At 72.2% G+C, this 25,594-nt stretch carries 21 protein-coding genes and 1 pseudogene; 10 read left to right on the top strand and 12 right to left on the bottom strand.

The window, feature by feature from the left end; genetic code table 11:
* Nucleotides 1–102: 102 nt before the first annotated feature.
* The 5 genes from OHA64_RS29690 (at nucleotide 103) to OHA64_RS29670 (ending at nucleotide 5,942) form a co-directional block, all read left to right on the top strand.
* On the top strand, nucleotides 103–858 hold the full coding sequence (locus tag OHA64_RS29690; RefSeq protein ID WP_405618150.1) for an FHA domain-containing protein: 756 nt from the start codon (nucleotides 103–105) through the stop codon (nucleotides 856–858).
* Nucleotides 855–2,462, top strand: coding sequence for a serine/threonine protein kinase (locus tag OHA64_RS29685; protein ID WP_405618148.1), 1,608 nt, complete (start codon nucleotides 855–857; stop codon nucleotides 2,460–2,462). Before OHA64_RS29690 ends, OHA64_RS29685 begins: the two co-directional genes overlap by 4 nt.
* A gap of 266 nt (nucleotides 2,463–2,728) precedes the next feature.
* Complete coding sequence (locus OHA64_RS29680) at nucleotides 2,729–3,469, top strand: FHA domain-containing protein (protein ID WP_405618146.1); 741 nt, start codon at nucleotides 2,729–2,731, stop codon at nucleotides 3,467–3,469.
* 135 nt (nucleotides 3,470–3,604) lie between these two features.
* Nucleotides 3,605–4,213 (top strand): ALF repeat-containing protein, encoded by a 609-nt coding sequence (locus tag OHA64_RS29675; RefSeq protein WP_405618144.1) that lies wholly within the window; start codon nucleotides 3,605–3,607, stop codon nucleotides 4,211–4,213.
* A 241-nt stretch (nucleotides 4,214–4,454) separates the two neighbouring features.
* Nucleotides 4,455–5,942, top strand: coding sequence for a protein kinase domain-containing protein (locus tag OHA64_RS29670; protein WP_405618142.1), 1,488 nt, complete (start codon nucleotides 4,455–4,457; stop codon nucleotides 5,940–5,942).
* 34 nt (nucleotides 5,943–5,976) lie between these two features.
* On the opposite strand, the pseudogene OHA64_RS29665 reads toward OHA64_RS29670, so the two are convergent.
* Nucleotides 5,977–6,087 (bottom strand): annotated as a pseudogene (locus OHA64_RS29665) (peptidoglycan-binding protein); the annotation flags it as partial.
* A gap of 209 nt (nucleotides 6,088–6,296) precedes the next feature.
* On the opposite strand from OHA64_RS29665, the gene OHA64_RS29660 reads away from it, so the two are divergent.
* Both OHA64_RS29660 and OHA64_RS29655 read left to right on the top strand, forming a co-directional pair.
* Complete coding sequence (locus OHA64_RS29660; protein ID WP_405618140.1) at nucleotides 6,297–6,890, top strand: peptidase inhibitor family I36 protein; 594 nt, start codon at nucleotides 6,297–6,299, stop codon at nucleotides 6,888–6,890.
* Between the two features lie 33 nt (nucleotides 6,891–6,923).
* Nucleotides 6,924–7,097 carry a peptidoglycan-binding protein gene (locus tag OHA64_RS29655; RefSeq protein ID WP_405618138.1) on the top strand — a complete coding sequence of 58 codons (174 nt, stop codon included), beginning with the start codon at nucleotides 6,924–6,926 and terminating at the stop codon, nucleotides 7,095–7,097.
* Nucleotides 7,098–7,136: 39 nt separating this feature from the next.
* On the opposite strand, the gene purH is transcribed toward OHA64_RS29655, so the two are convergent.
* Nucleotides 7,137–8,705, bottom strand: a complete 1,569-nt coding sequence (gene purH / locus OHA64_RS29650) for a bifunctional phosphoribosylaminoimidazolecarboxamide formyltransferase/IMP cyclohydrolase (RefSeq protein ID WP_405618136.1) — start codon at nucleotides 8,703–8,705, stop codon at nucleotides 7,137–7,139.
* The gene (gene purN / locus OHA64_RS29645; RefSeq protein ID WP_405618133.1) at nucleotides 8,702–9,331 is read right to left on the bottom strand and encodes a phosphoribosylglycinamide formyltransferase; all 630 of its coding nucleotides are present in this window, start codon (nucleotides 9,329–9,331) and stop codon (nucleotides 8,702–8,704) included. The genes purH and purN overlap by 4 nt, the downstream gene beginning before the upstream one ends.
* Before the next feature lie 386 nt (nucleotides 9,332–9,717).
* On the opposite strand from purN, the gene OHA64_RS29640 reads away from it, so the two are divergent.
* Nucleotides 9,718–10,644 (top strand): hypothetical protein, encoded by a 927-nt coding sequence (locus tag OHA64_RS29640; protein WP_405624161.1) that lies wholly within the window; start codon nucleotides 9,718–9,720, stop codon nucleotides 10,642–10,644.
* Nucleotides 10,645–10,700: 56 nt separating this feature from the next.
* Here OHA64_RS29640 and OHA64_RS29635 read toward each other — a convergent pair whose 3' ends face one another.
* On the bottom strand, nucleotides 10,701–12,332 hold the full coding sequence (locus OHA64_RS29635; protein ID WP_405618130.1) for a DUF6350 family protein: 1,632 nt from the start codon (nucleotides 12,330–12,332) through the stop codon (nucleotides 10,701–10,703).
* Between the two features lie 45 nt (nucleotides 12,333–12,377).
* Here OHA64_RS29635 and OHA64_RS29630 point away from each other — a divergent pair, with 45 nt between their 5' ends.
* Nucleotides 12,378–13,394, top strand: a complete 1,017-nt coding sequence (locus OHA64_RS29630; RefSeq protein WP_405618128.1) for a sigma factor-like helix-turn-helix DNA-binding protein — start codon at nucleotides 12,378–12,380, stop codon at nucleotides 13,392–13,394.
* Nucleotides 13,395–13,451: 57 nt separating this feature from the next.
* Here OHA64_RS29630 and sucD read toward each other — a convergent pair whose 3' ends face one another.
* The 8 genes from sucD to OHA64_RS29590 form a co-directional block, all read right to left on the bottom strand.
* Complete coding sequence (sucD, locus tag OHA64_RS29625; protein ID WP_405618126.1) at nucleotides 13,452–14,336, bottom strand: succinate--CoA ligase subunit alpha; 885 nt, start codon at nucleotides 14,334–14,336, stop codon at nucleotides 13,452–13,454.
* Between the two features lie 21 nt (nucleotides 14,337–14,357).
* The gene (sucC, locus tag OHA64_RS29620; RefSeq protein ID WP_405618124.1) at nucleotides 14,358–15,536 is read right to left on the bottom strand and encodes an ADP-forming succinate--CoA ligase subunit beta; all 1,179 of its coding nucleotides are present in this window, start codon (nucleotides 15,534–15,536) and stop codon (nucleotides 14,358–14,360) included.
* A 523-nt stretch (nucleotides 15,537–16,059) separates the two neighbouring features.
* On the bottom strand, nucleotides 16,060–17,391 hold the full coding sequence (locus OHA64_RS29615; protein WP_405618122.1) for a hypothetical protein: 1,332 nt from the start codon (nucleotides 17,389–17,391) through the stop codon (nucleotides 16,060–16,062).
* Between the two features lie 183 nt (nucleotides 17,392–17,574).
* Nucleotides 17,575–18,705: a hypothetical protein gene (locus tag OHA64_RS29610; RefSeq protein WP_405618120.1), complete on the bottom strand. Its 1,131-nt coding sequence runs from the start codon at nucleotides 18,703–18,705 to the stop codon at nucleotides 17,575–17,577.
* A 222-nt stretch (nucleotides 18,706–18,927) separates the two neighbouring features.
* On the bottom strand, nucleotides 18,928–20,160 hold the full coding sequence (locus OHA64_RS29605) for a VWA domain-containing protein (protein WP_405618118.1): 1,233 nt from the start codon (nucleotides 20,158–20,160) through the stop codon (nucleotides 18,928–18,930).
* Complete coding sequence (locus tag OHA64_RS29600) at nucleotides 20,157–20,315, bottom strand: hypothetical protein (protein ID WP_405618116.1); 159 nt, start codon at nucleotides 20,313–20,315, stop codon at nucleotides 20,157–20,159. Before OHA64_RS29600 ends, OHA64_RS29605 begins: the two co-directional genes overlap by 4 nt.
* Nucleotides 20,312–22,756 carry a DUF5682 family protein gene (locus OHA64_RS29595; protein ID WP_405618114.1) on the bottom strand — a complete coding sequence of 815 codons (2,445 nt, stop codon included), beginning with the start codon at nucleotides 22,754–22,756 and terminating at the stop codon, nucleotides 20,312–20,314. The genes OHA64_RS29600 and OHA64_RS29595 overlap by 4 nt, the downstream gene beginning before the upstream one ends.
* Nucleotides 22,757–22,949: 193 nt before the next feature.
* The gene (locus tag OHA64_RS29590; RefSeq protein ID WP_405618112.1) at nucleotides 22,950–24,080 is read right to left on the bottom strand and encodes an AAA family ATPase; all 1,131 of its coding nucleotides are present in this window, start codon (nucleotides 24,078–24,080) and stop codon (nucleotides 22,950–22,952) included.
* A 133-nt stretch (nucleotides 24,081–24,213) separates the two neighbouring features.
* Between OHA64_RS29590 and OHA64_RS29585 the strand changes: the two genes are divergently transcribed.
* Entirely contained in the window at nucleotides 24,214–25,566 is a 1,353-nt protein-coding gene (locus OHA64_RS29585; RefSeq protein ID WP_405618110.1) for an SWIM zinc finger family protein, read from the top strand.
* Nucleotides 25,567–25,594 lie beyond the last annotated feature (28 nt).

Genomic DNA, 25,594 nt, shown 5'->3' with positions numbered 1-25,594 from the left:
ATTCCTGTCCAAGGGCCGTGTCTCACCCGCACGAGGGGGACACGGCCCTGGTGCGTCGCCCTACTCTGACCTCTGTAGCCGTCAGGCACGGGGAGAAGCACCTTGTACAGCATCATCGTGGTACCTCCGCCGACCACGGAGGACGAGCCCCAGCACACCCAACAGCGACTCGCGCCCGGCGAGCGGCTGACCTTCGGCCGCTCCGCGCGCGAGAACGACCTGGTCGTTCCGCACGACGGGGTGTCCCGCCGAGCGGGCGTGATCAGCGCGCAGGGCGCCTTCTGGACCCTGAGCAACCTCTGCGCCCACCAGACGTACGTCGTGGAGAACCCGGAGGGCGCGGGCGAGCACATAAAGGTAGGGCCGGGGCGGCTGGACGCGCCGGTGCCGTTCGAGTTCTCGCGGATCGTGCTGCCTGCGGCGGGCGATCTGCTGGCGATCGACGTGTGGGCTCCGCGCCACGACTATCTGCGCACCGAGGGCGGCCTCGACGGCGACACCACCGCGCCCGCCTTCTCCGTCGACCGCACCAAGCGCTACTTCGCGGTCCTCGCCGCCCTGTGCGAGCCACGGCTGCGCGGTGAACCGCACGCCCCGCTGCCCACGGTCGAGCAGGTCGTCGACCGTCTGCGCCCGAACTGGCCCGCGGCGTCCCGCACCACCGTGCAGTGGAACATCGACTACCTGGCCGTCAAGCTGCGCCTCAAGCCCGGCCCGGACACCGCGGAGACCGGCGGCCGGCTCAACGGCAAGAAGGAGTCCCTGGTGTCCCTGGCGCTCCGGTTCGACCTGGTCCGGGAGGACGACCTCACCGTCCTGACAGCCCAGGCAGCCCCGGCAGCCCGGGGGGCACGGTGACCGAGCCGTACGCCGTGCCGGTGCCGCGCGGGTACCGGGTCGGCGCCTGGGAGGTGCGCGAGCCGATCGCTACGGGCGCGTTCGGGAGCGTGTACGAGGCCCGGCGCACCGAGGACGTCGTCGACGGCGAGGAACTGCCCCGCACGGTCGCCCTGAAGTTCCTGCCCACCGGCACGGGCACCCCCAGACAGCTGACCCACCTGCGCGAACTGATCGAGCGGGAGGTCGAGTTGTACCGTCGGCTCAGACGTCCGCGACTGATCCGGATGTACGACACCCTCACCGTCGACGACCCGGAGCACCCGGCCCTCGACGGTGCCACGGTCCTCGTACTGGAGAAGGCGGAGCGATCACTGTCCGCCCTGCTCACCGCCTCGCCCCGGCCCGGCGCGGGCCCCCTCCTCCTCGCGCAGATCTGCGAGGGGCTGACCCAGCTGCATCGCGCGGGCTGGGTGCACGGGGATCTGAAACCGGCCAACGTGCTGTTGATGAAGGACGGTTCGGCGCGGCTGGCCGATTTCAACATGGCCGCGGAGCTGGAGGGCACCCACGCGTACACGCCCGCCTTCTCCACCCCCGACTACACCCCGCCCGAGCTGCTCTGGTCGGAGATCGGCGAACGGGGCCGCCGGATCCGCCCGTCCGCCGATGTCTGGGCCTTCGGGGTCCTCGCCCACCTCGTCCTCACCGACTCCTTCCCGCTGCCCGGCGGCACCTCGACGGCCCGCCGGGACGCTGCCGCCGCGTACGCCCGGGGCACCGACGAGCTGCGTCTGTCGCCGGAACTGCCGCAGGTGTGGCGGGAGATCGTGCGGGACTGTCTGGCGCGCACGCACGCCGACCGCATCACCACCGAGACCCTGCTCCGCCGGGTCGAGACGGCGGCGGGCTCGGGCCGCTCGCCCCGTCTGCCCCGGATGCCGCTGCGCCGCCGTACGGCCGTCCTGGCCGCCGCGACCGCCACGGTCGTGGTCGCGGCGCTCGGCTACGCCATCTCCACCTGGCCGGACCCCGGTGGCGCGGCCGGCGCCAGTGCCGGTGCCAGTGCCGGCACCGGTGCCGGCGACGGCGGGAAGATCTCCGCCGACACGGGGGCCCAGAGCGTCACGTCCGACCGGTACGGCGCCGCCGAACTCCGTACGGACAAGGGCATCCCGGTGAAGTACCGCAAGCTGATCGTCGACTCGGCCCACAACTGCGCCCAGCCGGAGGTCACCCCGGCTCTCATCGCGGCGATGCTCAAGTCGGAGAGCAACTTCGACCCGAACCTCTCCGATCCGGTGGCCGGCGAGTACGGCATCGCCCGCTGGACCCCGACCATCCTGCGCTGGTGGGTCCGCAACGACGGCGTCCCCGCGGAGGAGACACCCAGGCCTCCCCTCACCCCCGAACAGTCCATTCCCGCCGTGGGCCGCTACCTCTGCGGCATCAAACCGCTGCTGAACCCCTCCCTGCCGGGCGACCGGCAGGTGCTGCTCGCCGCCTCCTACCGAACGTCCTACAAGAAGGTGAACGCCGCGAAAGGCGTTCCCCCGAAGGCTCGTGCCTACGCCGATCGCGTCGCTCACTACCTCAAGGAGTACACGCCTTCCACCGAGAAGTGACCCTGAGAGGTCTGAGGTACTCCCGTCGTCCCGGTCCCGGCACGGTGGAAGTCGTCCACCTACGGGGTGGCACCACCAGCGGCCTCCGGCCCACTCGGGGGAAGGCCGGAGGCCGCTGCGCCGGTGCCGCTTTCCCTCACGCATCCTTCACGGACACGCCGTCTCAGGCGCAAAGCTTCGTACTCGTTCAAAACCGTCCCCTACCCTGCCCCACATCGGACCGAGGGCTGCGCCCCTTGGTGTCGTAGGAGGAGGGGGACGACTCCATGTACAGCGTCATCGTCGTACCACCGATGTGCGGCAGCGCGGACGGGCAGGTCAGGATCGCCGCGGGCGAACGGCTGACGTTCGGGAGGGCCGGGACGGACGGCGGACTCACCATCGGCCACGCGGGGGTGCCCCGGGTCGCCGGAGAGATCACCGCACACCGCTCCTTCTGGCTGCTGAGCAACCTCAGCGAGGACCAGACCTACGTGGTGGAGAACCCGGAGGGTGCCGGTGAGTACCTCAAGATCGCACCGGGCCGTATGGAAGCCCCGGTACCGTTCGAGTTCTCGCGGGTGGTCCTGCCCGCCGCGGGAGACCTGCTCACCTTCGACGTCTGGGCGCCACGCCACGCCTTCCGCAGCGCCGACCGCCGGGGACTTGCCGGCACCGCCACGGCACCGGCGTTCGCTCTGGACCGCACCAGCAGGTATTTCGCGGTGCTGGCCGCCCTGTGCGAGCCCCGGCTGCGCGGGGAACCGCACGCGTCGCTTCCGGCGGTGGAGCAGTTGGTGGAGCGACTACGTCCGGTCTGGCCGGCGGTCAGCCGCTCGTCCGTCTACTGGAACATCGACTACCTGGCCCTCAAACTACGGCTGCGCCCCGGCCCCGACACCGCCGAGCCCGGCCTGCGCGCAAACGGCAAGAAGGACTCGCTGGTCTCGCTCGCCCTCCGCTTCGACCTGGTCCGCGAGGACGACCTGACGGTGCTGGCCGCGACGGCGGGCGAGACGGTCCGGTGACCAGGCGGTCGTCCTGAGCCGTCCCCGTCCCGCCGCGCTACCTGCGGGACTTGGATATTGAGGTGATCGCCGGCGCGGGCGCAGGGAAGATACACACCGGCACATGACGTATTCAAGTTCAAGGAAGGTTCACACGTGAGACCGATACGTACCGCCCTGACCCTCGTGGCAACGGCCGCCCTGGCCCCGGCGCTCCTGCTGACCGGCCCGGCCTTCGCCTCCGACTCCGTTCCGCCGTCCGCCGTCGCCGTGGCGACCGCCACCGACGCGGCCGGTTCCGGTGTCGACGAGATGTCCGACGACGACGTCCGAGTCGCGATCATGCGCATCATCGCCGACCCGGCCACCGGCAAGGCCGTGTACGCCGCCGCGCAGCGGGCCATGGACGGCACCATCGAGGACCAGCGGTACTTCCTGGAGACGGGCCGTTGGACGGCCCAGGCCGAGGACGATCGCGTCGCCATCGCCCGCATCCTCGCCTCCGCCGACCCGAAGACCGACAGGGCGGTCATCAGGGAGGCCAACGAGGCCCTCGACGCCAACACCCCGGAAGCCCTTCGCGCCTTCCTGGAGACCGGCCACCGCCTCGCCCAGGCCGAGGACGACCGCGTCCGTGTCGCCCGCATCCTCGCCGACCCGACCATCAGCGACGCGCTGCGGGATGCGGCGGAGGACGCCATCGACGGGACGCCGGAGGAGCTGCGGTACTTCATCGAGGTGGGGCAGTACGAGGTGGACGGCTAGGCCCCGTCTCGCGGACGCGCCGTGCCGCGGACGCGCCGTGCCGCGGGCGCGGCTTCGTCGTCTGTCTGGAACAACCCTTACCCTGCCGTGCGTTGGCGGGTGAGGGTTGCCCTCAGTGATCGGGGGAGGGGGACGGGGCCGTGCACAGCGTCATCGTCGTGCCACCGGCTCGCGTCGGACAGGACGTGGTCCGCCAGGACTACCTGGTCGTGCCGACCACGGCACCGACCGAGGTGGCCGGATGACCGGACAGCAGTCGCACACGGTCCCCGTACCGCAGGGCTACCGCGTGGGGCACTGGGAGGTACGGGAGCCTCTGGCCTCGGGTGCCTTCGCGACCGTGTACGCGGGCCGGGCGACCGGCGAGGCGGATCCGGCCCTGCCCCGCCGGGCCGCCCTGAAGGTCCTGCCGACGGGCACCCGCACCCCGCGCCAACTGCGCCATCTGCGCGAACTGGCCAAGCGGGAAGTGGAGTTGCTGGAGCGGCTCCGCGCACCGCGCCTGATCCGGATGTACGAGACACTCACCGTGGACGACCCGGACCATCCCGAACTCGACGGCGCCACCGTCCTCGTCCTGGAACGCGCCGAAGGCTCCCTGGACGCCTTGCTGGAAGACGACCCGACGCCCGAGTCGGGCCCCGCGCTGCTGGCCCAGATCTGCGAGGGCCTCCACCAACTGCACCACGCGGGCTGGGTGCACGGCGATCTGAAGCCCGCCAACGTCCTGCTGATGAAGGACGGTTCGGTACGACTGGCCGACTTCAACCTGGCTGCCGAGCTGGAAGGCACACACGCGTACGCACCCGTCTTCGCCACCCCCGACTACACCCCGCCGGAACTGTTCTGGGCCGAGATCGACGAGCGGGGCACGCGGATCCGTCCTTCCGCCGACGTCTGGTCCTTCGGCGTCCTCGCCCACGTGGTCCTCACGGGCTCCTACCCGTTGCCGGGCAGCAGCACGGAGGCTCGCACCGACGCGGCGATGCGGTACGCGCGGGGCGCGGAGGAACTGCGGCTGTCTCCCGATCTGCCCGACGCGTGGCGGGAGATAGTGCGGGACTGTCTGGCCCCGAACCACCGGGAACGCGTCACGCACGACACGGCCACGCTCCTGCGCCGCGTGGAGGAGGCGGCGGGCGTCGCCCGCTCGGCCCGCCTGCCGCGCCTGCGCCCCCGCTTCTGGCGGCGGCACCCCGTACTGACGTCGGCCCTGGCCACCGTGCTGCTGGCAACGAGCGGGACGCTGGGGGCGGCGTACCTGTACGTGAACCAGGACGACGGAGTGCCGGTGTACGCGGCCCTGCCCACAGAGTCGGCCTCAAGAGGTACTGACGGCCAGCTGGTCTACGGCTACCACCGGTGCCCCGAGGACAGCGTCTGCTTCTTCAGTGAGTACAACGGCAACGGCGACCTGTGCAGTTGGCGCGGCGACGACGCCGACTGGCACTCGGGCGACGAGACCTGCACTTGGGCGGCCACCGCTCCGGTCCGCTCGATCTTCAACAACGTCGCGGACGAGCGGAAGAACCACGACGTGACCTACTTCCGCGGGGCGGACTTCGAGCCCGCCGGTGCCGACCGCCGCCGTATGGCCCAGCGCAGCGGCTGCTCGACCGTGAACTCCATGGGCAACGTGGCGGGCAGGGCCGCACCGCGGTCGCACCGGCTGGTGGACAGCTGCTCGACCAAGTCGGTGCTGTGGACGATCCTTTCGCTGTTCGGCTGACACCCTCCCGGGGCGGGCCGGCAGACGCTGCAGTGCGGAATGCCTTCCAACTGTCGGTGCCGAGCTGCCCGTCGATCGAGCCGTTGCAGTTCCAGTACTTCGCCAGCCAGCGCTGGACGTTCTTGGCCTGCGCGTTGGTCAGGCCACGTCACCCCGTGCCAGCGCTGCGCCCGCGAACAGCCCACGCACGCACCAGCCACTATCGGTGCCAGGCAACTCAACGAGCATGGAGACCAGGATCTACAGCTGGAGTACCAGGCGCTGCACAGGTACCTGAAACTATTCAGGTACCGCTCCCGTGAGTGCCCCTCGAAACTCATCTGTGTCAGGACCACGAGTTGAAGGGGGAAGCGCATGAAGCCCATGACCAAGACCACGAAGCGCACGATGGCCCTGTTTTCAGGGATGGCGCTGGCGATCGGCGTCGGCAGCGGCGCCGCGGTCGCCGCGGACCAGGCCGCACCGTCGGCCGAGTCGGTGTACGCGGCCGAGGCAGGCGCTGCGGGGCTCTCGGCCCGGCAGGCGGCCCAGCTGCAGGACCGGGTGGAGGCCCGCCTGGCGACCCTCAAGGTCCCTGCCCAGCAGGTGAGCTACAACGAGATCCGGACCAAGGACGGCAGCGCGAGCATCACGCTGCCCTCGCCCGGCGCGGCGGCCAGCAGCAGCTGTTCCTCCGGTTATTTGTGTCTGTGGGCGGGCGCCAACTGGAGCGGCGACAAGCTGTCGTTCTACAAGTGTGAGTTCCGCGACCTGGGTGACTTCGGCTTCGACAACCGCCTCACCTCGTACAAGAACAACCAGAGCTCCGGCACGAGGGCCAAGTTCTACAACTGGGAGGGGGGCTCAAGTCCCTGGAAATACAAGTTCGACAGCCACGCATACCACACGGAGGACTCCCTCGCGAACACCCCCTGGGACAACATGATCGACGGGGTCCAGGTCTGCTGAGAGGCTGCCAGAGCTGGGCATCCTCTCTCGGGGGTGGTTTCGAGGCGCTGGCCTCGGAACCACCCCCTCCGCTGCGACGCGCTTTTCGCCGTCCCGCGTCGGCGCGGGCGCAGGAGCGCCGTGAAGAAGTTCCAGAAGGCCAAGGACCTCGCCGTGGACGGCAAGGTGGGACCCAACACCCGGGCGGCGCTGCGCAGTTCGACGTAGGTGTCGAGCCGGCGCGGCGCCGCCCGGGTGAGGTGTCCGTCAGTGGAAGAAGTGCCGCGTCCCCGTGAAGTACATCGTGACGCCCGCCTTCTTCGCGGCCTCGACGACCAGTTCGTCGCGGACCGAACCGCCGGGCTGGACCACGGCCTTCACACCGGCGTCGACGAGGATCTCCAGGCCGTCCGGGAAGGGGAAGAACGCGTCCGACGCGGCGAACGACCCCTGCGCCCGCTCGGCGCCCGCCCGCTCGACGGCCAGCTTCGCGGAGTCGACGCGGTTGACCTGCCCCATGCCGACGCCGACCGAGGCGCCGTCCTTGGCGAGGAGGATCGCGTTGGACTTCACGGCGCGGCAGGCCTTCCAGGCGAAGGACAGCTGCTCCAGCTCGTCCGCGCCGAGCGCCTCGCCCGTCGCCAGGGTCCAGTTCGCGGGGTCGTCGCCCTCGGCCTGGAGCCGGTCGGCGACCTGGAGCAGGGCGCCGCCGTCGATCGGCTTGACGTCGACCGGGTGGGCGGGGCCGTCCGGGACGCGCAGTACGCGGATGTTCTTCTTCCTGGCGAGGGCCTCCAGCGCGCCGTCCTCGTAGTCGGGCGCGACGATGACCTCGGTGAAGATCTCGGCGACCTGCTCGGCCATCTCCTTCGTCACCGGCCGGTTGACCGCGATCACGCCGCCGAACGCCGACAGCGGGTCGCAGGCGTGGGCCTTGCGGTGCGCCTCGGCGACGTCCGCGCCGACCGCGATACCGCACGGGTTGGCGTGCTTGATGATCGCGACGGCCGGCTCGGCGTGGTCGTACGCGGCACGGCGAGCGGCGTCCGTGTCCGTGAAGTTGTTGAAGGACATCTCCTTGCCGTGCAGCTGCTCGGCCTCCGCCAGGCCGCCCGTGCCGGCGGTGTAGAGGGCGGCGGGCTGGTGCGGGTTCTCGCCGTAGCGCAGGGTGTGGGAGCGCTCCAGGCTGGTGGCGAGGAAGGAGGGGAAGGGGGAGTCGTCGGCCGGCGCGTAGGCGGAGGCGAACCAGGAGGAGACCGCGATGTCGTACTCGGCGGTGTGCCGGAAGGCCTCGGCGGCCAGCCGCTTGCGGGTGGCGAGGTCGAAGCCGCCGTCCTGCACGGCGGCGAGGACGTCCGCGTACCGCGCGGGGCTGGTGACCACGGAGACCGAGGGGTGGTTCTTGGCGGCGGCGCGCACCATGGACGGCCCGCCGATGTCGATCTGCTCGACGCACTCGTCGGGCGTGGCACCGGAGGCGACGGTCTCGCGGAAGGGGTAGAGGTTGACGACGACCAGGTCGAAGGGCTCCACGCCCAGCTCGGCGAGCTGGTCGCGGTGGTCCTCCAGCCGCAGGTCGGCCAGGATGCCCGCGTGGACCTTGGGGTGCAGGGTCTTGACGCGGCCGTCCAGGCACTCGGGGAAGCCGGTGAGCTCCTCGACCCTGGTGACGGGGACGCCGGCGCCGGCGATAGCGGAGGCGGTGGACCCGGTGGAGACGAGCTCCACGCCCGCCTCGTGCAGCCCGCGCGCGAGGTCCTCGAGCCCGGTCTTGTCGTAGACGCTGACGAGCGCGCGACGGATGGCCCGCTTGTTGCTCTCGGCGGTGGCGGTCACTGGATAACTACCTTTCGTCCCTCAATGCGATAGCCGTTGCGGGCGAGCCGCCCCACGACCTCGACGAGCAGCCTTCGCTCGACTTCCTTGATGCGCTCGTGCAGAGCGCTCTCGTCGTCCTCGTCCCGGATCTCGACCACGCCCTGGGCGATGATCGGTCCGGTGTCGACGCCGTCGTCGACGAAGTGGACGGTGCAGCCGGTGACCCTGGCTCCGTACGCGAGCGCGTCACGGACGCCGTGGGCGCCGGGAAAACTGGGAAGGAGGGCGGGGTGCGTGTTCACGCACCGCCCGCCGAAGCGGGCCAGGAACTCCTTGCCCACGATCTTCATGAACCCCGCGGACACCACGAGGTCGGGCTCGTACGCGGCGACGGCCTCGGCGAGGGCGGCGTCCCACTCGTCACGCGTCCCGAACTCCCTGACCTTCCGCACGAAGGTGGGAATCCCGGCGCGCTCGGCCCGCGCGAGCCCCTCGATGCCCTCACGGTCGGCGCCCACGGCCACGATCTCGGCGCCATAGGCCTCGGTGCCGACGGTCTCGATGGCGTCGAGCAGCGCCTGGAGGTTCGTACCGGATCCGGAGACCAGCACGACAAGGCGCTTGGCCACGGGCTTGGCGGCCACGGTGAGGCCCTTTCTCGGGGGTGCGTTTGTACGGTCGTACGAATGCTTCGCGCCCCGGGATACGGGGAAGTCTACGAAGAAGCCGACCGTCAGCAACGATACCGGCACACCGGGCGGCCCCCACGGGACGGGGGCGAGGGCGGAAGGTAGCGTCTGGGTCGGGCGGGCTCGGGAACGCGGTCGTGGTGTGGTGCGTTCTCCAAGCGACAGCTCACGCCAGACAGCCGTATCACCTAGGGGAAGACGCTCACTTGATGCCGGACCGCCGTCTGCGACGCCTCACGTTCCCCCCGCAGTCTCCGCAGGGAGGGGAGCGCATCGGCGTGCTGCTGCGGGAGCGCCCCGCCTCTCCCCCCGACGCCGCGGGCACTCCGTCGGGCGGGGGCGTGGGCGGAGACGATCATGGCCGCGACGGTGGCTCGTCCCCGGGCGCCGGCGCCGGACAGGGCGGCGGCGCGTCTCAGGATGCGAGCGGTGGACAGGGTGGTGGGTCGTCCCAGGGCGGCGGTGGGTCGTCCCAAGGGGGCGGTGGGTCGTCCCAAGGGGGCGGTGGGTCGTCCCAAGGCGGCGGTGGGTCGTCCCAAGGCGGCGGTGGGTCTCCCCAAGGCGGCGGGGAGGACCAGGGCACCTCCCAGGACACCCGGGAGGACAACCCCTTCGCTGCCCCGCCGGAGGGCACGCCGGACCGCCCCTGGCAGCCGCGTCGCCCGGTGGGCGGCGAGGGATCCGACGGTACGCAGGGCGGGCAGGGCCCGGAGTCCGGTGACGGCTCCCCCTGGGGCAACCAGTGGAGCGACCGGCAGCCCGGCCGTGCCCCCGGCGGCTTCGGCGAGCGTCTGGGTGGCGGCGGCCAGGGGGGCGGCGGCCCCGAGGGCCCGGGCGGACCCGGCCAGGGCACGGGCAAGGGCACGCGGTGGGACCCGACGGACCCCGTCCAGCGGCATGCGCGGTACGCCCTGCTGAGCGGCATGTGGGCCTTCTTCTTCGCCCTCTTCAGCTGGCCGTCCGTGGCCCTGCTGCTCGGCGCGCTGGCCATGTACTGGAGCATCAGCGCGCTGCGCGCCAAGCCCCGCACCCCCGACCCGAACAATCCGGCCCCCGTCCAGAGCGGCCGCCCGCAGACCACGTCCGCGGTGAGCGGCCTGGTCACGGCGTCCCTGGCCATCGTCCTGGTCGCCGCGGGCTTCACCGCGAAGCTGGTCTACGACGACTACTACACCTGCACGAAGGACGCCCTGACCAACGCGGCGGAGCAGTCCTGCACCGACCTCCTCCCGAAGGAACTGCGCGGAGTGCTGGGCACGGACAACTGACGCCTGAGGCGCGAGCCCCCGGGGCCCCGGGGGCTCGCGCCGACGTAGGGGTCCGCTCAGGATGCGGGTCCAGGCTCTGACGGCTCCACCGGGAGGAAGTCGTAGGGCTCGTCGTCGGTGTCGTCGATGTAGCGCACGTACGTGACCTTCGGTGCACCGGCCGTGACGACCTCCTTTCCGCCCCCCGACTCCCCCTTCGAGTCCCTCTTCGCCTCGACGCGCGACTTCATCCAGGGCTTCCCGATCGTCGCCGTCGCCTCGCGCTTGCCTCCCCCGCCCCGTCCCCGCCACCGCCACACCCGCACTCCCAACGCCACCGGCACCGCCAACCCCGTCATCCACAGCAGCGCCGCCCCTCCCGCCTGCCACCACACCGGCCCGAAGCTGGCCAACGCGGAGACACCGAGCGGGCCGCCCGCCCACGCGGCAAGCCCCGCGACCAGCCCCGCACACCACGCGGCCGCCATCCCCGCGGTCATGGCGGTACGGCCGACCGACCAGACCCCCACCGCCCGTCCACCACCGTCACCGTCCCTGGTCGCCGCAGCGCCCGCTTCCCCGGCACCGCCCGCCGTCGCCCCCCGCCCCGTGAACCACCCCACCGTCAGCCCCGCCGCCACCGGCACCAGGACCGCCGCCCAGTTCAAGGGCGTACCGGCCCCCGCGTCCGGCACCGCCGCCAGCAAGGGGAACGGCGGCAGCAGTGGCGCAGGCGCGGAGGAGAACGGGCTCACGACATGGCCGACGCCGAGCGTGAACCCGGGCCCCAGCCCGTACGCCGCCGCCCACACCGCCGCGTTCGGCACAAGGGCCAGGCACAGCAGCAGAACGGCGAACCGGCCCGACCACCCCTCCGTCAGCTGCAGGAAGGCCCCCCACGCCGCCCCGCCGTGCCACACCAGCGACACCGCCAGCGCCAACGCCCCGCCGCCGACCAGCACCGCCACCCCGGCCCCCGCCGCACGCCCGGCGACAGCGCGACGCTCCCGAGCCGCCGGCCCGAGGGCCTGCCCCCGCATCCCCGCCGGCAACAGGAGCAGCACCCTGTCCACCACCGCGCGCGGACAGCCGTACGCCGTCCACACCCCCCACCCGGCCGCGCCCGCCACCGTCAGCGGCAGGCACACCGCCGTCCACACCCACGCGGGCCGCAGTTCGCCGCCCGCGGTGTACACCGCGGCGGCCACGCCGACGGCGAGGTAGCCGAGGACAACCCCCGTCCACGCCGTCCGCGCGGCGACCGGCGGCGGTCCCTCGCCTCCCCCAGCTCCCCCGATTCCCCCGGGCCCTCCGATTCCGCGGGCTCCCCCTCCGGAGTCCTCGCTGCCGTCCGCCGCGTCCCGCACCGCCCGGTGCACCAGCCAGACCGGCAGCGCGAGCAGCAGCAGCGGGGTGACACCCACGGGCGCGGCGACACCGGAGTGCGTGTCGGGGCGGACCAGTTCGGCGCCGTGCGCCAACAGCCACAGCGCGGCGGCGACATGCAGGGCGCCGCCGGGCCCGCTGTCGGGATACGGCGAGCTGATCCACAGCATCATCACGGGCAGGGAGAACAGGCAGAGGCCGAGCCCGGCGGCGACGACACCACTCAGGATGCCGCCGGCCTCTCCGGGCGGTCTGTCGCGCAGCCAGGTGAGCAGGGACGACAACAGCGGTCGGCAAGCGGTCATCTTGATCACGACCGTCATGCTCCCAACGACACGCGCTTTATCGTCGTAACAGGCGAAGCTTGGATGTGTCGCCCAATATACGTTTATGTACTTTCTCACCCGAAGGGGCTCACGGTGACGCAGAGCCCCGCCCCGGAGCCGACACCGCCCTCACCGGTACCGGCAACAGCAGCGGCAACAGGTGCGGTGGCGGACACAGCGTCAGAAACAGGGCCGGCGCCCCTCACACCGGCACCCGCACCAGCTCCTGAAACCGCGGCCGAACCGGGTGGCGACGCCGCCACGCTGACGCCCGCTCAGGCCTTCGACGCGCTGTACGCGTTCTGCGCGCCCGCCCTCGTCCGGCAGGCCTTTCTGCTCACCGGGCGGCGCGAGCTCGCGCGCGAGTCGGTCGAGCGGGCCTTCCAACTCGCCTGGCAGCGCTGGCCCGAGGTGGCCCGCGACCCCGACCCGGCGGGCTGGGTGCGGGCGGCGACGTACGACTACGCGCTCTCCCCCTGGCACCGGCTCCGCCCCCGCTTACGGCACTCCGAGCCGTCCCCCGCCGACGCCTTCTCCCGCACACTGCTCGACGCACTCCTCAAACTCCCGCCGCCGTACCGTCGCGCCCTCCTCCTCTACGACGGTGTCGGCCTCGGCCTGCCGGAGACGGCGGCGGAGACGGAGGCGAGCACACCGGCGACGGCGAACCGGCTGCTGCACGCGCGCGCCGCGGTCGCCACGCGTCTGCCGGAACTGGCGAACCCCGAGGAGTTGCACCGGCGGATGGCCGAGCTGGCCTCCTTGGAGCGGCTGCGCGCCGCGAAACCTCCGGCGGTGCGGACGGACAGTGAGCGCCGGGCCCGCCTCTGGACCCGGGCCGCCATCGCCTTCACCGTCGCCCTGATCGGCACGACGGCGCTCACCCTGCGGACGGCACCGACGCACTACGAGCCGCCGGTGTCGCCGGGCGGGACGGTGCAGGGCGTACCGCCGAAGGTGGCGCCGGGTTCGCTGTCGCAGGGGGAGCTGGCGCTGCGGGCGAAGCTGCGGCAGGGAATGGCGAGCGGGCCCGAGAGGCTGGTGCCGCAGCCGCGTTGAGCATGCGGAAGGGCCCGCACCCCAGTGGGGATGCGGGCCCTTCCGCTGCGAGATGCGTCAGCCGGCGAGGATGGCGCGCGCCAGCTTGGCCGTCTCGGTCGGCGTCTTGCCGACCTTGACGCCGGCGGCCTCGAGGGCCTCCTTCTTCGCGGCGGCCGTGCCGGAGGAGCCGGAGACGATGGCGCCGGCGTGGCCCATGGTCTTGCCCTCGGGCGCGGTGAAGCCGGCGACGTAGCCAACGACCGGCTTCGTCACGTTCTTCGCGATGAAGTCCGCCGCACGCTCCTCGGCGTCGCCGCCGATCTCACCGATCATGACGATCAGGTCGGTGTCGGGGTCGGCCTCGAACGCGGCGAGCGCGTCGATGTGCGTGGTGCCGATGACCGGGTCGCCACCGATACCGACGGCGGACGAGAAGCCGATGTCACGCAGCTCGTACATCATCTGGTACGTGAGGGTGCCGGACTTCGAGACCAGGCCGATACGGCCCGGCTTGGTGATGTCGCCCGGGATGATGCCGGCGTTCGACTGGCCCGGGGTGATGAGACCGGGGCAGTTCGGGCCGATGATCCGGGTCTTGTTGCCCTTTGACACGGCGTACGCGTAGAACGCGGCCGAGTCGTGGACCGCGATGCCCTCGGTGATGACGACCGCGAGGGGGATCTCCGCGTCGATCGCCTCGACGACGGCGGCCTTGGAGAAGGCCGGCGGCACGAAGAGGACGGACACGTTCGCGCCCGTCTTCTCGATCGCCTCGGCGACCGTGCCGAAGACCGGGATCTCGTTGCCGTCGATGTCGACGGACGTGCCCGCCTTGCGGGGGTTCACGCCACCGACGATGTTCGTGCCGTCGGCCAGCATGAGCTTGGTGTGCTTCATGCCCGTGGCACCGGTCATGCCCTGGACGATGACCTTGCTGTCCTTGTTGAGGAAGATAGCCATGGCTGTATCTGTCCCTCTTCCTTACTTCGCAGCCGCGAGCTCGGCGGCCTTGTCGGCCGCGCCGTCCATGGTGTCCACGCGCTGCACCAGCGGGTGGTTGGCGTCGGAGAGGATCTTGCGACCCAGCTCGGCGTTGTTGCCGTCGAGGCGGACGACGAGGGGCTTGGAGACTTCCTCGCCCTTGTCCGCGAGCAGCTGCAGCGCCTGCACGATGCCGTTGGCGACCTCGTCGCAGGCGGTGATGCCGCCGAAGACGTTGACGAAGACGGACTTGACGTCCGGGTCGCCGAGGATGATCTCCAGGCCGTTCGCCATGACCGCGGCGGAGGCGCCGCCGCCGATGTCGAGGAAGTTGGCGGGCTTGACGCCACCGTGCGCCTCACCGGCGTACGCGACGACGTCCAGGGTGCTCATGACGAGCCCCGCGCCGTTGCCGATGATGCCGACCTCACCGTCGAGCTTGACGTAGTTGAGGTTCTTCTCCTTGGCCGCGGCCTCGAGGGGGTTGGCCGCGTCCTTGTCCTGGAGCGCCTCGTGCTCGGGCTGACGGAACTCGGCGTTCTCGTCGAGGGAGACCTTGCCGTCCAGGGCGATGACGTCACCGGAGGCGACCTTGGCCAGCGGGTTGACCTCGACGAGGAGCGCGTCCTCGGCGAGGAAGGTCTTCCACAGGGTGACCAGGACGTTCACGATCTTGTCGGCGACCTCGGCCGGGAACTTCGCGGCCTCGACGATCTCGCGGGCCTTCTCGGGGGTCACACCCTCGTTGGCGTCGATCGGGGTCTTGGCGACGGCCTCCGGACGGGTGGCCGCCACCTCCTCGATCTCCATGCCGCCCTCGACGGACGCGATGGAGAGGAAGGTGCGGTTGGTGCGGTCCAGGAGGAAGGAGACGTAGTACTCCTCCAGGATCTCCGGGGCCGTCTCGGCGATCATCACCTTGTGGACCGTGTGGCCCTTGATGTCCATGCCGAGGATGTCCGTCGCGCGGGCGACGGCCTCGTCCGGGGTGGCGGCGAGCTTCACGCCACCGGCCTTGCCGCGGCCGCCGACCTTCACCTGGGCCTTGACGACGGACTTGCCACCAAGACGCTCAGTGGCTGCGCGGGCCGCCTCAGGCGTGTCGATGACTTCACCGGCCAGCACCGGTACATCGTGCTTGGCGAAGAGGTCCCTCGCCTGGTACTCGAACAGGTCCACGCGCTTCCGTCCCTATCAGTGATCTCGCGGTTCGTTGTCTGCGTGGGCGTGCCGCGAGGGCAACGTGACGTCCGCCGTCTGTCAGTCACAAGGGAGGCGCACACGGTGTCCGAGCGCGCGGCATGTCCGTCTCGCAGGTTATCTCTGCTTGCGGGGGGCCTCTAAATCGCGGGTCACACCTGAGCGGTGATACCTGTCACATGATGCCGCACTCACTGGCACGGGGTGCCGCGTGTGAGGGGTCCGGGCGGCACTGAGGGGAACTCCGCGGCGGCATCGGGGCGACGGCCCAAGGGCCTCACCGGGCTGGGGTTGACCCGGTGAGGCCCCTTGAGCAGCCCCTACGGGGCGCGGGGCGGTTGATCCCCACCCCAATGGGGACCAACTCGCCCTGTCCGTGAGGTTTCGTCCGGACAGGCCGACGGCTTTCGGCGGTCCGGGGTCTGCCGCCTCACGGAGTCCTTCATCAGTCCTCAGGGGTCCTCAGCAGACCCCCGGTCCCCGGACCTCGGGGACGGTGGACTCAGACGCTGTACGGGCTGCCGTGGTGCACGTAGCCCGGAGTGATCGACTCGGCGACACCCTCGACCCCGGTGAGGGCGTGACCGGCGAGCGGGCCGGTCGTCGCCCGGACCGTGCCGGTCAGGTCCTGCGTAAGGGGCGCGACCCGGCCGACGGTCCCGTACGCGAACGGGCCGGCCTCTCCGGCCAGTCCGTCCGTGAAGGGAGCTACGTCGCCCGTGACGCCGTACGCCAGCGTCGTGGCGCTGCCACCGACGCCGTGCACGACCGGCTGGACGGTGTCGTGCAGGGCGTCGTTCACCGTGTCGTTCACGGTCCGGGTGACGGTGTCGACGACCGGCTGGACGGTGCCCGTGACGCCCTGGGCGAACGGCGGCACCTGGCCCACGACGCCGTACGTCAGGTCGGTCGCGTGACCGGCCACGCCGTGCGCGAGCGGCGGCACGGAGCCGACGACCCCGGTTGCGACGGGCTGGACCTCGTGGACCACGCCGTCCGGCAGTCCCCGCGCGTCCGCCACGGCCTGCCCGGCGACCGGCACCACACCGCGCACGGCGGTGTTGACGACCGGCGGCAGGACGGCGGCCGTGGTGCCGCCGGCGACCTGACCGACCAGACCGGTGGCGTACGGGGGGAGATCCGCGACCACGCCCCCGACGAGCGGCGCCACCGCGTGCACGGCGCCGGTGGCGATCGGCAGCGCTCCGTCCACGGCGGACGTCGCCACGGGCGGGACGGCCGCGTCCGCCGTCTCCCCGACGACCAGGCCGACCGTGCCGGTGACGTGGCTCGGGACGGAGGAGACAGTGGCCTGGGCGGCCGTAGTGGCGGAGGTCGCCGTTTCGTGGGCGGTGGACCGCGCCTGCTCGACCTCGGGTGCGAAGGCGGGCGCGAAGTCGGAGAGGGGGCCGAACAGGTAGTCGATGCCGTCCGCGTGAGTGCGAGCCTGGGGGCTGACGACCGCGTCGGAGACGTGGGCGGTGGAGGCCTTCGCCGCGCGGGCGGCCCTGGCGCCCTGGATCGCGGCGGCACCCTTCACCTTGGACGCCTTGGGGGCGGCGGCCTGCTCGACGGTGGCCTTCGCTGCGGTGGCCTTCGCGGCGATCGCCTTGTCGAGGGTGTCGGTGACGGTGTCCGAGGTGTTCGCTGCCGCGTCCGTGGTGCTGTCGGTCGTCGCGTCCGGTGTGGAGACGGGGGTCGCGGGCAGTTCGTCCGCGCTGGCGACGGCGGAACCGAGCGCCCACGCGCCGGTGACACCGGCGGCTATCACGATGGAACGGCGGATGTTGTTGTTCTTGCGGATGGTGTTGTTCATGCGGATGTGCTTGCTCATGGCGTGCGTCAGATCCTTAGATCCACAGGAGTCCGGCGTTCCTCGACGGGAGCCGCGGGGCCTGGGGAGGTTTGGGGACAATTCCGGGGGCTTGCGTCCGGAGATCTGAGGGGGATCCGGACGGGCGGGCAGACCTGTTTCCACCCCCGCGCGGCAGGTCTGCGGCGGGGGAAGGGGGCTGGCCTAGGCCGGAGAGACGGGAATGTCCCGGTGCCTGTCCCGGGTGCCGTAGGCGTCCCCGTCCGCGGAGGCGCCGGGCACGAGCCTCAGCGGCGCCCGGTGGTCGAAGGTGACGGCGTGCGCGTCGCCGCCGTGTCGTGGGGTGCCGGTACCGGTGTCGCCGGCCGCCTTGCCGCTCGGCGCACCACCCGCGTCATGCGTGGGCTCTTGGTGCACGGGGGCGGGCGTGGGGCCGGCGGCCGGGTGCACGGGGGTCCGCGTCAGGACGCCGGTGCCGTTGGAGCCCGAGGTGAAGCGAGGCCCGTAGGCGAGCGGCGTCGCCGCGTCGGAACGTCCGACAGGGGCCTGCCCGTCCGTCGTCGTCGGGTCCGTCGGTGACGTCGGCGAGCCCGGCTGCGGAGCCGGAGTGACCGAGATCGGCAGCGTCTGCACGGGGAGCGACGGCGCCCCCGGAAGCTGCGGAAGATCCGGCATGGTCGGCGCGGACGGCAGGAACGGCCCGGACGGCACAGCCGGCTGAGACGGCAGGGAAGGTAGGGAAGGCAGGGACGGCAGGGATGCCAGAGCCGGAAGGGATGCGAGGGGCGGGAGCGGCGGCAGGGGCGGGGTCTTGGACAGGTCCGCCACGTCCGGCAGGCTCGGCACGTCCGGGACGGCCGGCACGTCCGGCACGCTCGACACGTCCAGCACGCTCGGCCCATCCGGCCGAGCGGGCCCCTTCGCCACGTCCCGCAGAGCAGGCCCGTCCTGCACGTCTCGTAGAGCAGGCACGTCCGCCACGTCCCGCTGACCAGGCGAGTCGGGACCCACGCCGGACAGCGGAGGAAGCGTGGCCTCCGCCTCGGCAGCGGGGCGCCTGGGAGCGATGCGCTTGGCCGGCATGGCCTCCGCCGGGGTGTGCGTCAACCCGGCGACCGCACCGCTCGTCAACGACCGGACGCCTCCCGCCGAAGCCGACGAAACCTCAGCGACCGGCGCCGGTGCCGCCCCGTCCGCCGCCTGCGCCTGCTCCCCGCAGAGGAACCCGAGCGCGAACAACCCACCCACCAGCAGCACCACTTGCAGCACACGCCGCCCGGCCGCCGTACGCATCACGCGCAGAGCGGCACCGGTGAGAGCGACAAGCTGGATCAAGTGGGTGTGGGTCCCTTCGTGCGACGGAACATGGCACGCCGTACGACTCGGTACGAAGCAAGCGGAGCGCCTCGCACCGCTGATGGTCGTCGATCCTTGCATGGGACTCCCGAGGTTGCGCAAGCCCCCCGTTACCGATGGTTAGTCATGTCCGTTTTGAGGGCCGAAGTCCGCGCGGAATTCACGTCAATGGGTCGACAAATCGCCCTCCTCCGAGGGCCGTCACGCGGTCTCCGGGATCGGCAGGGGCCGCTTCTCGATCGCCGCCGCCATCACCTCCGGGAACAGGTCGGGCGTACACGCGAAGGCCGGTGCGCCGAGCGCGGCGAGCGCGGCCGCGTGCTCCCGGTCGTAGGCGGGTGCCCCCTCGTCGGACAGCGCGAGCAGCGTCACGAACTGCACCCCTGACGCCTTCATCGCCGCGACCCGCTTGAGCATCTCCTGCCGTATGCCTCCCTCGTAGAGGTCACTGATCAGCACGACCACGGTCTCCGCGGGCCGGGTGATCTGCGACTGGCAGTACGCCAGTGCCCGGTTGATGTCCGTACCGCCGCCGAGCTGTGTGCCGAACAGGACGTCGACCGGGTCGTCGAGCTGGTCGGTGAGGTCGACCACGGCCGTGTCGAAGACGACGAGCCGCGTGTTGATCGACCGCATCGACGCCAGCACCGCCCCGAACACGGACGCGTAGACGACGGACGCCGCCATCGACCCCGACTGGTCGATGCAGAGGACGACCTCCTTCTTCACCGACTGGGACGCGCGCCCGTACCCGATGAGCCGCTCCGGCACGATCGTCCGGTACTCCGGCAGGTAGTGCTTGAGGTTGGCCGCGATGGTGCGGTTCCAGTCGATGTCGTGGTGGCGGGGCCGGTTGATACGGGCGCTGCGGTCCAGTGCGCCGGTGAGGGTGGCCCGGGTGCGGGTCGCGAGCCGCTTCTCCAGGTCCTCGACGACCTTGCGGACGACTGCCCGTGCCGTCTCCTTCGTGGTCTCGGGCATCGCCTTGTTGAGGGAGAGCAGCGTGCCGACGAGGTGCACGTCCGCCTCCACCGCCTCCAGCATCTCCGGCTCCAGGAGCAGCGTGGACAGCCCGAGCCGGTCGATGGCGTCGCGCTGCATGACCTGGACGACGGTGGACGGGAAGTACGTCCGGATGTCCCCGAGCCAGCGCGCCACGGACGGCGCCGACGCTCCGAGCCCCGCCGAACGGTCCCGCGCCTGCTGCCCCTTGTCCCCCTTCCCGTAGAGCCCTGCCAGTGCCCCGTCCATCGCGGCGTCCCGCCCGGAGAGCTCGCAGCCCGTGCCGTCGGCCGTGTCCCCTCCGAGCACGAGCCGCCAGCGCCGCAGCCGCTCCTGCGCCGGATCGACCGGCTGGGTCGACGTGGGCTGCTGGGTCGTCGTGCGCTGCGTGGTCGTGCGCTGCCCGGTCGTCGTGTGCTGCTCGGTCGTCATCCGCGTACCTCCGTGCGAAGCCGTTCCCAGAGCGGGATCACCGGCACCGTCGTCGCCGGGCGGTTCTGCACCCGTGAGCCGCTCCCGTTGCCGACCACGCTCACCTCCTCGGCCCGCTCCCTCTCCCCCGGCCCGCTCAGGCAATCGGTCGTCATCGCGCCACCCCCACCAGGTCGTTGCCCGCGTCCTCATCCCGTCTGTCCGGTCCGTCCAGGCCGTCCAGGTCGTCCAGGTCGTCCAAGCCCAGCAGCAGCCGCACGACCGGCCGGACCGAGTCCGCGCGCTCATCGTCGAGCTCGGGTGCGAACCCGGGAATGCCGGACCCGGCCGCCGCCGCATTCGCCCGCCGGCCCGGTCCCCGCCGGACGAGTTCTCCGAGGGTGCGTCGCACTCCCGGCTCGTACGCCGAGAACGTCCGCCGCAGCAGGGGCAGTACGTCGATGAACGCCTCCGCCGGCACGCCGGTCAGCCAGGTGTCGACCAGGCCGAGCAGCCGCTCGTCGTGCAGGAGCAGCATCCCGCCACCCGCCCCGCCGCCGACGAAGCCCTCGATCCACGCGGCCGCGTCTCCCGGCGGCGTCCCCGGCGACAGCACGAGCCCCATGAGCCGCGCCGCCTCGTCCTGTGCCAGCTCCCCGCCGTCCAGCAGCAGACGCACCGCCCGGCCCCGGATGACACCGGGCACGGTGTCCCGCCCGGACAGCACCCCGAGCACCGCGTGCCAACGCCCCCGCAGGTCGCCGTGGGCCGGTGCGGCGGCGTCGTCCAGCAACCCCACCGCCCCGTGCACCGCGTCGACATGGCGCCGCATCTCGTCGGCCGCGTCCGTGTCGAGCGCGGCGCAGGCGGGCGGCAGGCCGACGAAGATCCGCTCGGCGAGGCCGGCGGCGACCTCCGTCAGGGCCGCGGTGTCCGTGCCGCGTACGTCGCCGTAGCGCAGGGAGCGGACCAGGGCGGGCAGTGCCTGGGCGAGGTGGCCGACGTCGGCGTCGAGGGCCGCACGGTCGGCGAGGATCCGCACCACCGTGGGGAGCGCGTCCGGCAGTTCGGCGAGCAGGCAGCGCTCGGCGAGTGCGGTGACGTCGGCGAGGCCGCGCGCGGCGACCGCGTCGGACTCCGCCTTGGCGGTCGCGGCGCCGAGCACGGTCGTCCCCCACACCCCCGCCTCCGCGACCCGCACGACCAGCTCCGGCTCCCACCTCAGCCGCCAGGTCTCCCGGAACGTGCCCGTGCTGCCGCGCGAGGCGACCGGTTCGCCCCAAGCCACACCCAGCAGCCGCAGCCGGTGCAGGAGCCTGCTGCGCTCGGCGTCGGTGTCCTTGCGCAGGTCGAGCTCCAACTCCCGTTCCATCGCCACCGGTTTGAGCCGCAACCGGCGCTGGATCCCGTCGAGGTCCCGCTGCAACGGCACCGCGGGCGCCGTCGGCGGCACCTCCCCGAGCACGTCCCCCACGACGAGCCGGTCGTGCACCAGAGCCAGCGGTACGTCCGAGCCGTCGCACATCACCGCCCGCACGGCGTCGGTCGTCTCGCTCAGGCCGGCCAGGGGGCGGCCCCGCATGGCGGCGAGCGTCCGGGCCAGCCGTACCGCCTCGATGACGTGCGCCGAGGAGACCATGCGGTCCTCCTCGCGCAGGAGCCCAGCGACCTTGGTCATCCATCGCTCGACCGGCCGGTCCGGCGCCCCGAACAGATGCCCGTACCAGCCCGGGGAGTCGATCCCCGCGCCGTACCCGCTGCGGCGCGACAGCCTGCGGTGCGTCCACGGCACCCAGGTCATGTCCGTCCTGACCTTGGGCAGTCCCTTCAGCAGCGCCCTGTCGGCGGTGACGGTGGTCCGTCGGCGCAGTGCGGGCACGTGCCAGGCGCCGCACACCACGGCCACGTCGTCCCCGAACCGGCGTTGTGCGTCCCGCACTTGGAGCCGCATGTAGGCCTCCCGTACGAGGTCCCGGTCGTGGCCCCCGCTCCCGTACGTCTCCCGCAACGCCCCCATGGCGTCCTCCAGCGCGGCGAACGGAGCGAACGGGTCCCCCACCCCCGGCCCCCGGTGTTCGACGACGTCCTCCCACCAGCGCTCGGCGTCGTCATAACCGGCGGTCTCCGCGAGCACGGAGAGCGGGTCCACCCGGACGTCGGCGCGGACGTCCGGCTCGGCGCCCTCCCCCTGGGCCTCCGCCGCCTCGCTCACCTCCCCTTCGGGCTGGTCCTTTTCCGGCTCCTCCCCGTCCCGCCCCCACGCCAGCGTGTGTGTGGCCGGCAGGTCGATGAAGTGGGCCGGGACGTCGTGCTCCAGCGCCCAGCGGATGGCGACCCACTCCGGGGAGAACTCGGCCAGCGGCCAGAACGCCGAGCAGCCGGGTTCGTCCACCGCGTGGGCGAGCAGGGCGACCGGTGGCCGCATGTCCTCGTCGGCGGCCAGCGGGATCAACGCGTCGGCCTCGGGCGGCCCCTCGATCAGCACGACCCGCGGCCGGGCCGCGGCCAGCGCGGCCCGCACGGCCCGCGCCGAACCCGGCCCGTGGTGCCGCACCCCGAGCAGCAACGGCCCCGCCACCCCGGCCCCTCGGCCCCCGCTCTCGTCAGCGCCTGTCACTTCGTCCCCCTCCCTGCCCGCACCACAGCGAGGCCGCACCCGTACGCACACCCGCACCCATGCCTGTGCCCACGTCCCCGTCCGAGCCCGTGTCCACGCCCGCGTCCGAGCCCACGCCCACGCCCACGAACATCGGCACCGACCTCCCCGCCCGCCGCCGGAGCCCGGCTCATCGGCACCCGCCCGCCTCCGTTCACCTGCTCACCTCACGGCAGGCGCGGTAGAAGTCCGTCCAGCCGTCGCGTTCACGGACGACCGCCTCCAGGTACTCCTGCCAGACGACCCGGTCGGAGGCCGGGTCGCGGACGACCGCGCCGAGGATGCCCGCGGCGACATCGCCCGCCCGCAGCACGCCGTCGCCGAAGTGCGCCGCCAGCGCGAGGCCGTTGGTGACGACGGAGATCGCCTCCGCCGTCGACAAGGTGCCGCTGGGCGACTTCAGCTTCGTGCGGCCGTCGGACGTGAGGCCGTCACGCAGTTCACGGAACACCGTCACGACGCGGCGGATCTCGTCGATGCCGTCGGGGGCGGCCGGCAGGTCGAGGGAGCGGCCGATCTGGTCGACGCGCCGCGAGACGATGTCGACCTCGGCCTCGACGCTCTCCGGCAGCGGCAGCACGACCGTGTTGAAGCGGCGGCGCAGGGCGCTGGACAGCTCGTTGACCCCACGGTCACGATCATTGGCCGTCGCGATCAGGTTGAAGCCGCCGACCGCCTGCACCTCCTGGCCCAACTCCGGTATCGGCAGCGTCTTCTCCGACAGGATCGTGATGAGCGTGTCCTGTACGTCGGCCGGGATACGGGTCAGTTCCTCGACGCGGGCCGTCATCCCCTCGGCCATCGCCCGCATGACGGGGCTGGGGACCAGGGCGTCACGGCTGGGGCCGTGCGCGAGCAGTTGCGCGTAGTTCCAGCCGTACCGGATGGCCTCCTCCGGGGTTCCGGCCGTGCCCTGCACGAGCAGGGTGGAGTCGCCGCTGACCGCCGCGGCGAGATGCTCGGACACCCAGGTCTTGGCGGTGCCGGGCACGCCGAGCAGGAGCAGGGCGCGGTCGGTGGCGAGGGTGGTGACGGCGACCTCGACGAGGCGGCGCGGACCGACGTACTTCGGTGTGATCACGGTGCCGTCGGGCAGAGCGCCGCCGAGGAGATAGGTGGCGACGGCCCACGGCGACAGCTTCCAGCGAGCCGGGCGCGGGCGATCGTCCTGCGCGGCGAGCGCGGCGAGTTCATCGGCGAAGGCGTCCTCGGCATGCGGTCGCAACGCCTCGGTCGGCTCCTGCTCACGCACGTCCGCGGGCGTCGGTTCTGCAGACACAGTCATGGCTGAGTCCCCCTCCAGCTCGGCCGGTTCGGATCTGGTGTCCACCGTGCACCACACCACTGACAATGCGATCTGACCTGCACAAACGTGCTCGCGGGGCCGATTGTCAGTGGTGGGATCTACCTTCGAGGACATGACTCAGCAGGGGGTGCGCTGGAGCGCGGACCAGGTGCTGTCACTGGCGCCTGACGCCTCATCACGCAAAGCGGGCAGCAAACTCGGCGCGGCCGGACCGTGGTCCGAGGCGGGCAGTTCCGGGGAGGGGACGGTGTGGGGGCTGTGCAAGGGCAGTGGCAGCAAGCCGTATCAGACGGTCGTGGACATCGCGGACGCGTCCGGACCGGCGTACAGGTGCAGTTGCCCGAGCCGCAAGTTCCCGTGCAAGCACGCGCTGGGGCTGCTGCTGCTCTGGGCGGGCGAGGACGGCGCGGTGCCGGCGGGACAGCCGCCGCAGTGGGCCGGGGAGTGGTTGGAGGGGAGAAGGAAACGCGCGGCGGAGAAAGAGGCGGCGACTGCCCCTTCCGCGCCCGGCTCCGGTGATCCGGAAGCGGCGCGACGCCGGGCGGAGCGCCGGGCCGAGCGGATCACCGCGGGCGCTACGGAGTTGGAGCAGCGGCTGGTGGACCTGTTGCGCGGCGGCCTGGCGGGCGCGGAACAGGTGGGGTACGGGCTGTGGGAGGAGACGGCGGCCCGGATGGTCGACGCCCAGGCCTCCGGTCTCGCGGCGCGGGTGCGGGAGTTGGGGGCGATCCCGTCGTCCGGGCCGGGATGGCCGGTGCGCCTGCTTGAGGAGTGTGCCCTCCTCCATCTCCTCGACCGGGGCTGGCTGCGCCGGGAGCGGCTCCCCGACGGCCTGGCGGCGACGGTCCGGGCCCGGGTCGGCCTGCCCGCTTCGGCGGACGGCCCGCCGCTGCGGGACAGCTGGCTGGTTCTCGCCCAGCACGACCTGGCGGACGCCCGGCTGACGACCCGTCGGATCTGGCTGTACGGCGCCGCGTCCGGCCGTACGGCGCTGCTCCTCTCCTACGGTGCCGCCGGGCGCGCGCCGGAGCTCGCGCTGCCGGTGGGGCTGGCGTTGGACGCGGAGGTGTCGGCGTATCCGGGTGCCGGACAACCACGGGTGGCCCTGGGCGAGCAGTTCGCCCCGTCGGCTCCCGCGGCGATACGCCCGCCGGGGGTGACACCGGCGGAGGCTGCCGCGCGCTACGGCGAGGCCCTGCGGGACGACCCCTGGCTGGACTCCGTGCCGGTGACCCTGGACCGGGTCGTGCCGACCCCGGACGGCGACTCCTGGCAGTTGGCGGACGCCGACGGGGACACGGCGCTGCCGCTGACGTCCACCGCGCGCTCCCGGCCGGGCCTTTGGCGGCTGGTCTCCCTGTCCGGTGGCGCTCCCCTCAAGGTCTTCGGCGAGTGCGGCCACCGCGGCTTCACTCCGCTCACGGCCTGGCCGGAGGGCGCCGGGGAGGCGGTGTCCCTGTGCTGACCCGGTACCTGCCCCGACCGCTGTTCCG

The sequence above is a fragment of the Streptomyces sp. NBC_00076 genome (genome assembly GCF_045041235.1).
Classification (GTDB): domain Bacteria; phylum Actinomycetota; class Actinomycetes; order Streptomycetales; family Streptomycetaceae; genus Streptomyces.
The sequence above is the reverse complement of the archived record's forward strand: the minus strand, read 5'-3'. Positions and strand labels throughout refer to the sequence as shown.

Excerpts from the sequence above, each read along its gene's own strand:
- sucD (WP_405618126.1), bottom strand. The coding sequence starts at position 14,336 with ATGGCTATCTTCCTCAACAAGGACAGCAAGGTCATCGTCCAGGGCATG.
- OHA64_RS29630 (WP_405618128.1), top strand. The coding sequence starts at position 12,378 with ATGTGTCGCCCAATATACGTTTATGTACTTTCTCACCCGAAGGGGCTC.
- OHA64_RS29680 (WP_405618146.1), top strand. The coding sequence starts at position 2,729 with ATGTACAGCGTCATCGTCGTACCACCGATGTGCGGCAGCGCGGACGGG.
- OHA64_RS29660 (WP_405618140.1), top strand. The coding sequence starts at position 6,297 with ATGAAGCCCATGACCAAGACCACGAAGCGCACGATGGCCCTGTTTTCA.
- OHA64_RS29635 (WP_405618130.1), bottom strand. The coding sequence starts at position 12,332 with ATGACGGTCGTGATCAAGATGACCGCTTGCCGACCGCTGTTGTCGTCC.
- OHA64_RS29590 (WP_405618112.1), bottom strand. The coding sequence starts at position 24,080 with ATGACTGTGTCTGCAGAACCGACGCCCGCGGACGTGCGTGAGCAGGAG.
- OHA64_RS29605 (WP_405618118.1), bottom strand. The coding sequence starts at position 20,160 with ATGACGACCGAGCAGCACACGACGACCGGGCAGCGCACGACCACGCAG.
- OHA64_RS29585 (WP_405618110.1), top strand. The coding sequence starts at position 24,214 with ATGACTCAGCAGGGGGTGCGCTGGAGCGCGGACCAGGTGCTGTCACTG.
- OHA64_RS29615 (WP_405618122.1), bottom strand. The coding sequence starts at position 17,391 with ATGAGCAAGCACATCCGCATGAACAACACCATCCGCAAGAACAACAAC.
- OHA64_RS29600 (WP_405618116.1), bottom strand. The coding sequence starts at position 20,315 with ATGACGACCGATTGCCTGAGCGGGCCGGGGGAGAGGGAGCGGGCCGAG.
- OHA64_RS29670 (WP_405618142.1), top strand. The coding sequence starts at position 4,455 with ATGACCGGACAGCAGTCGCACACGGTCCCCGTACCGCAGGGCTACCGC.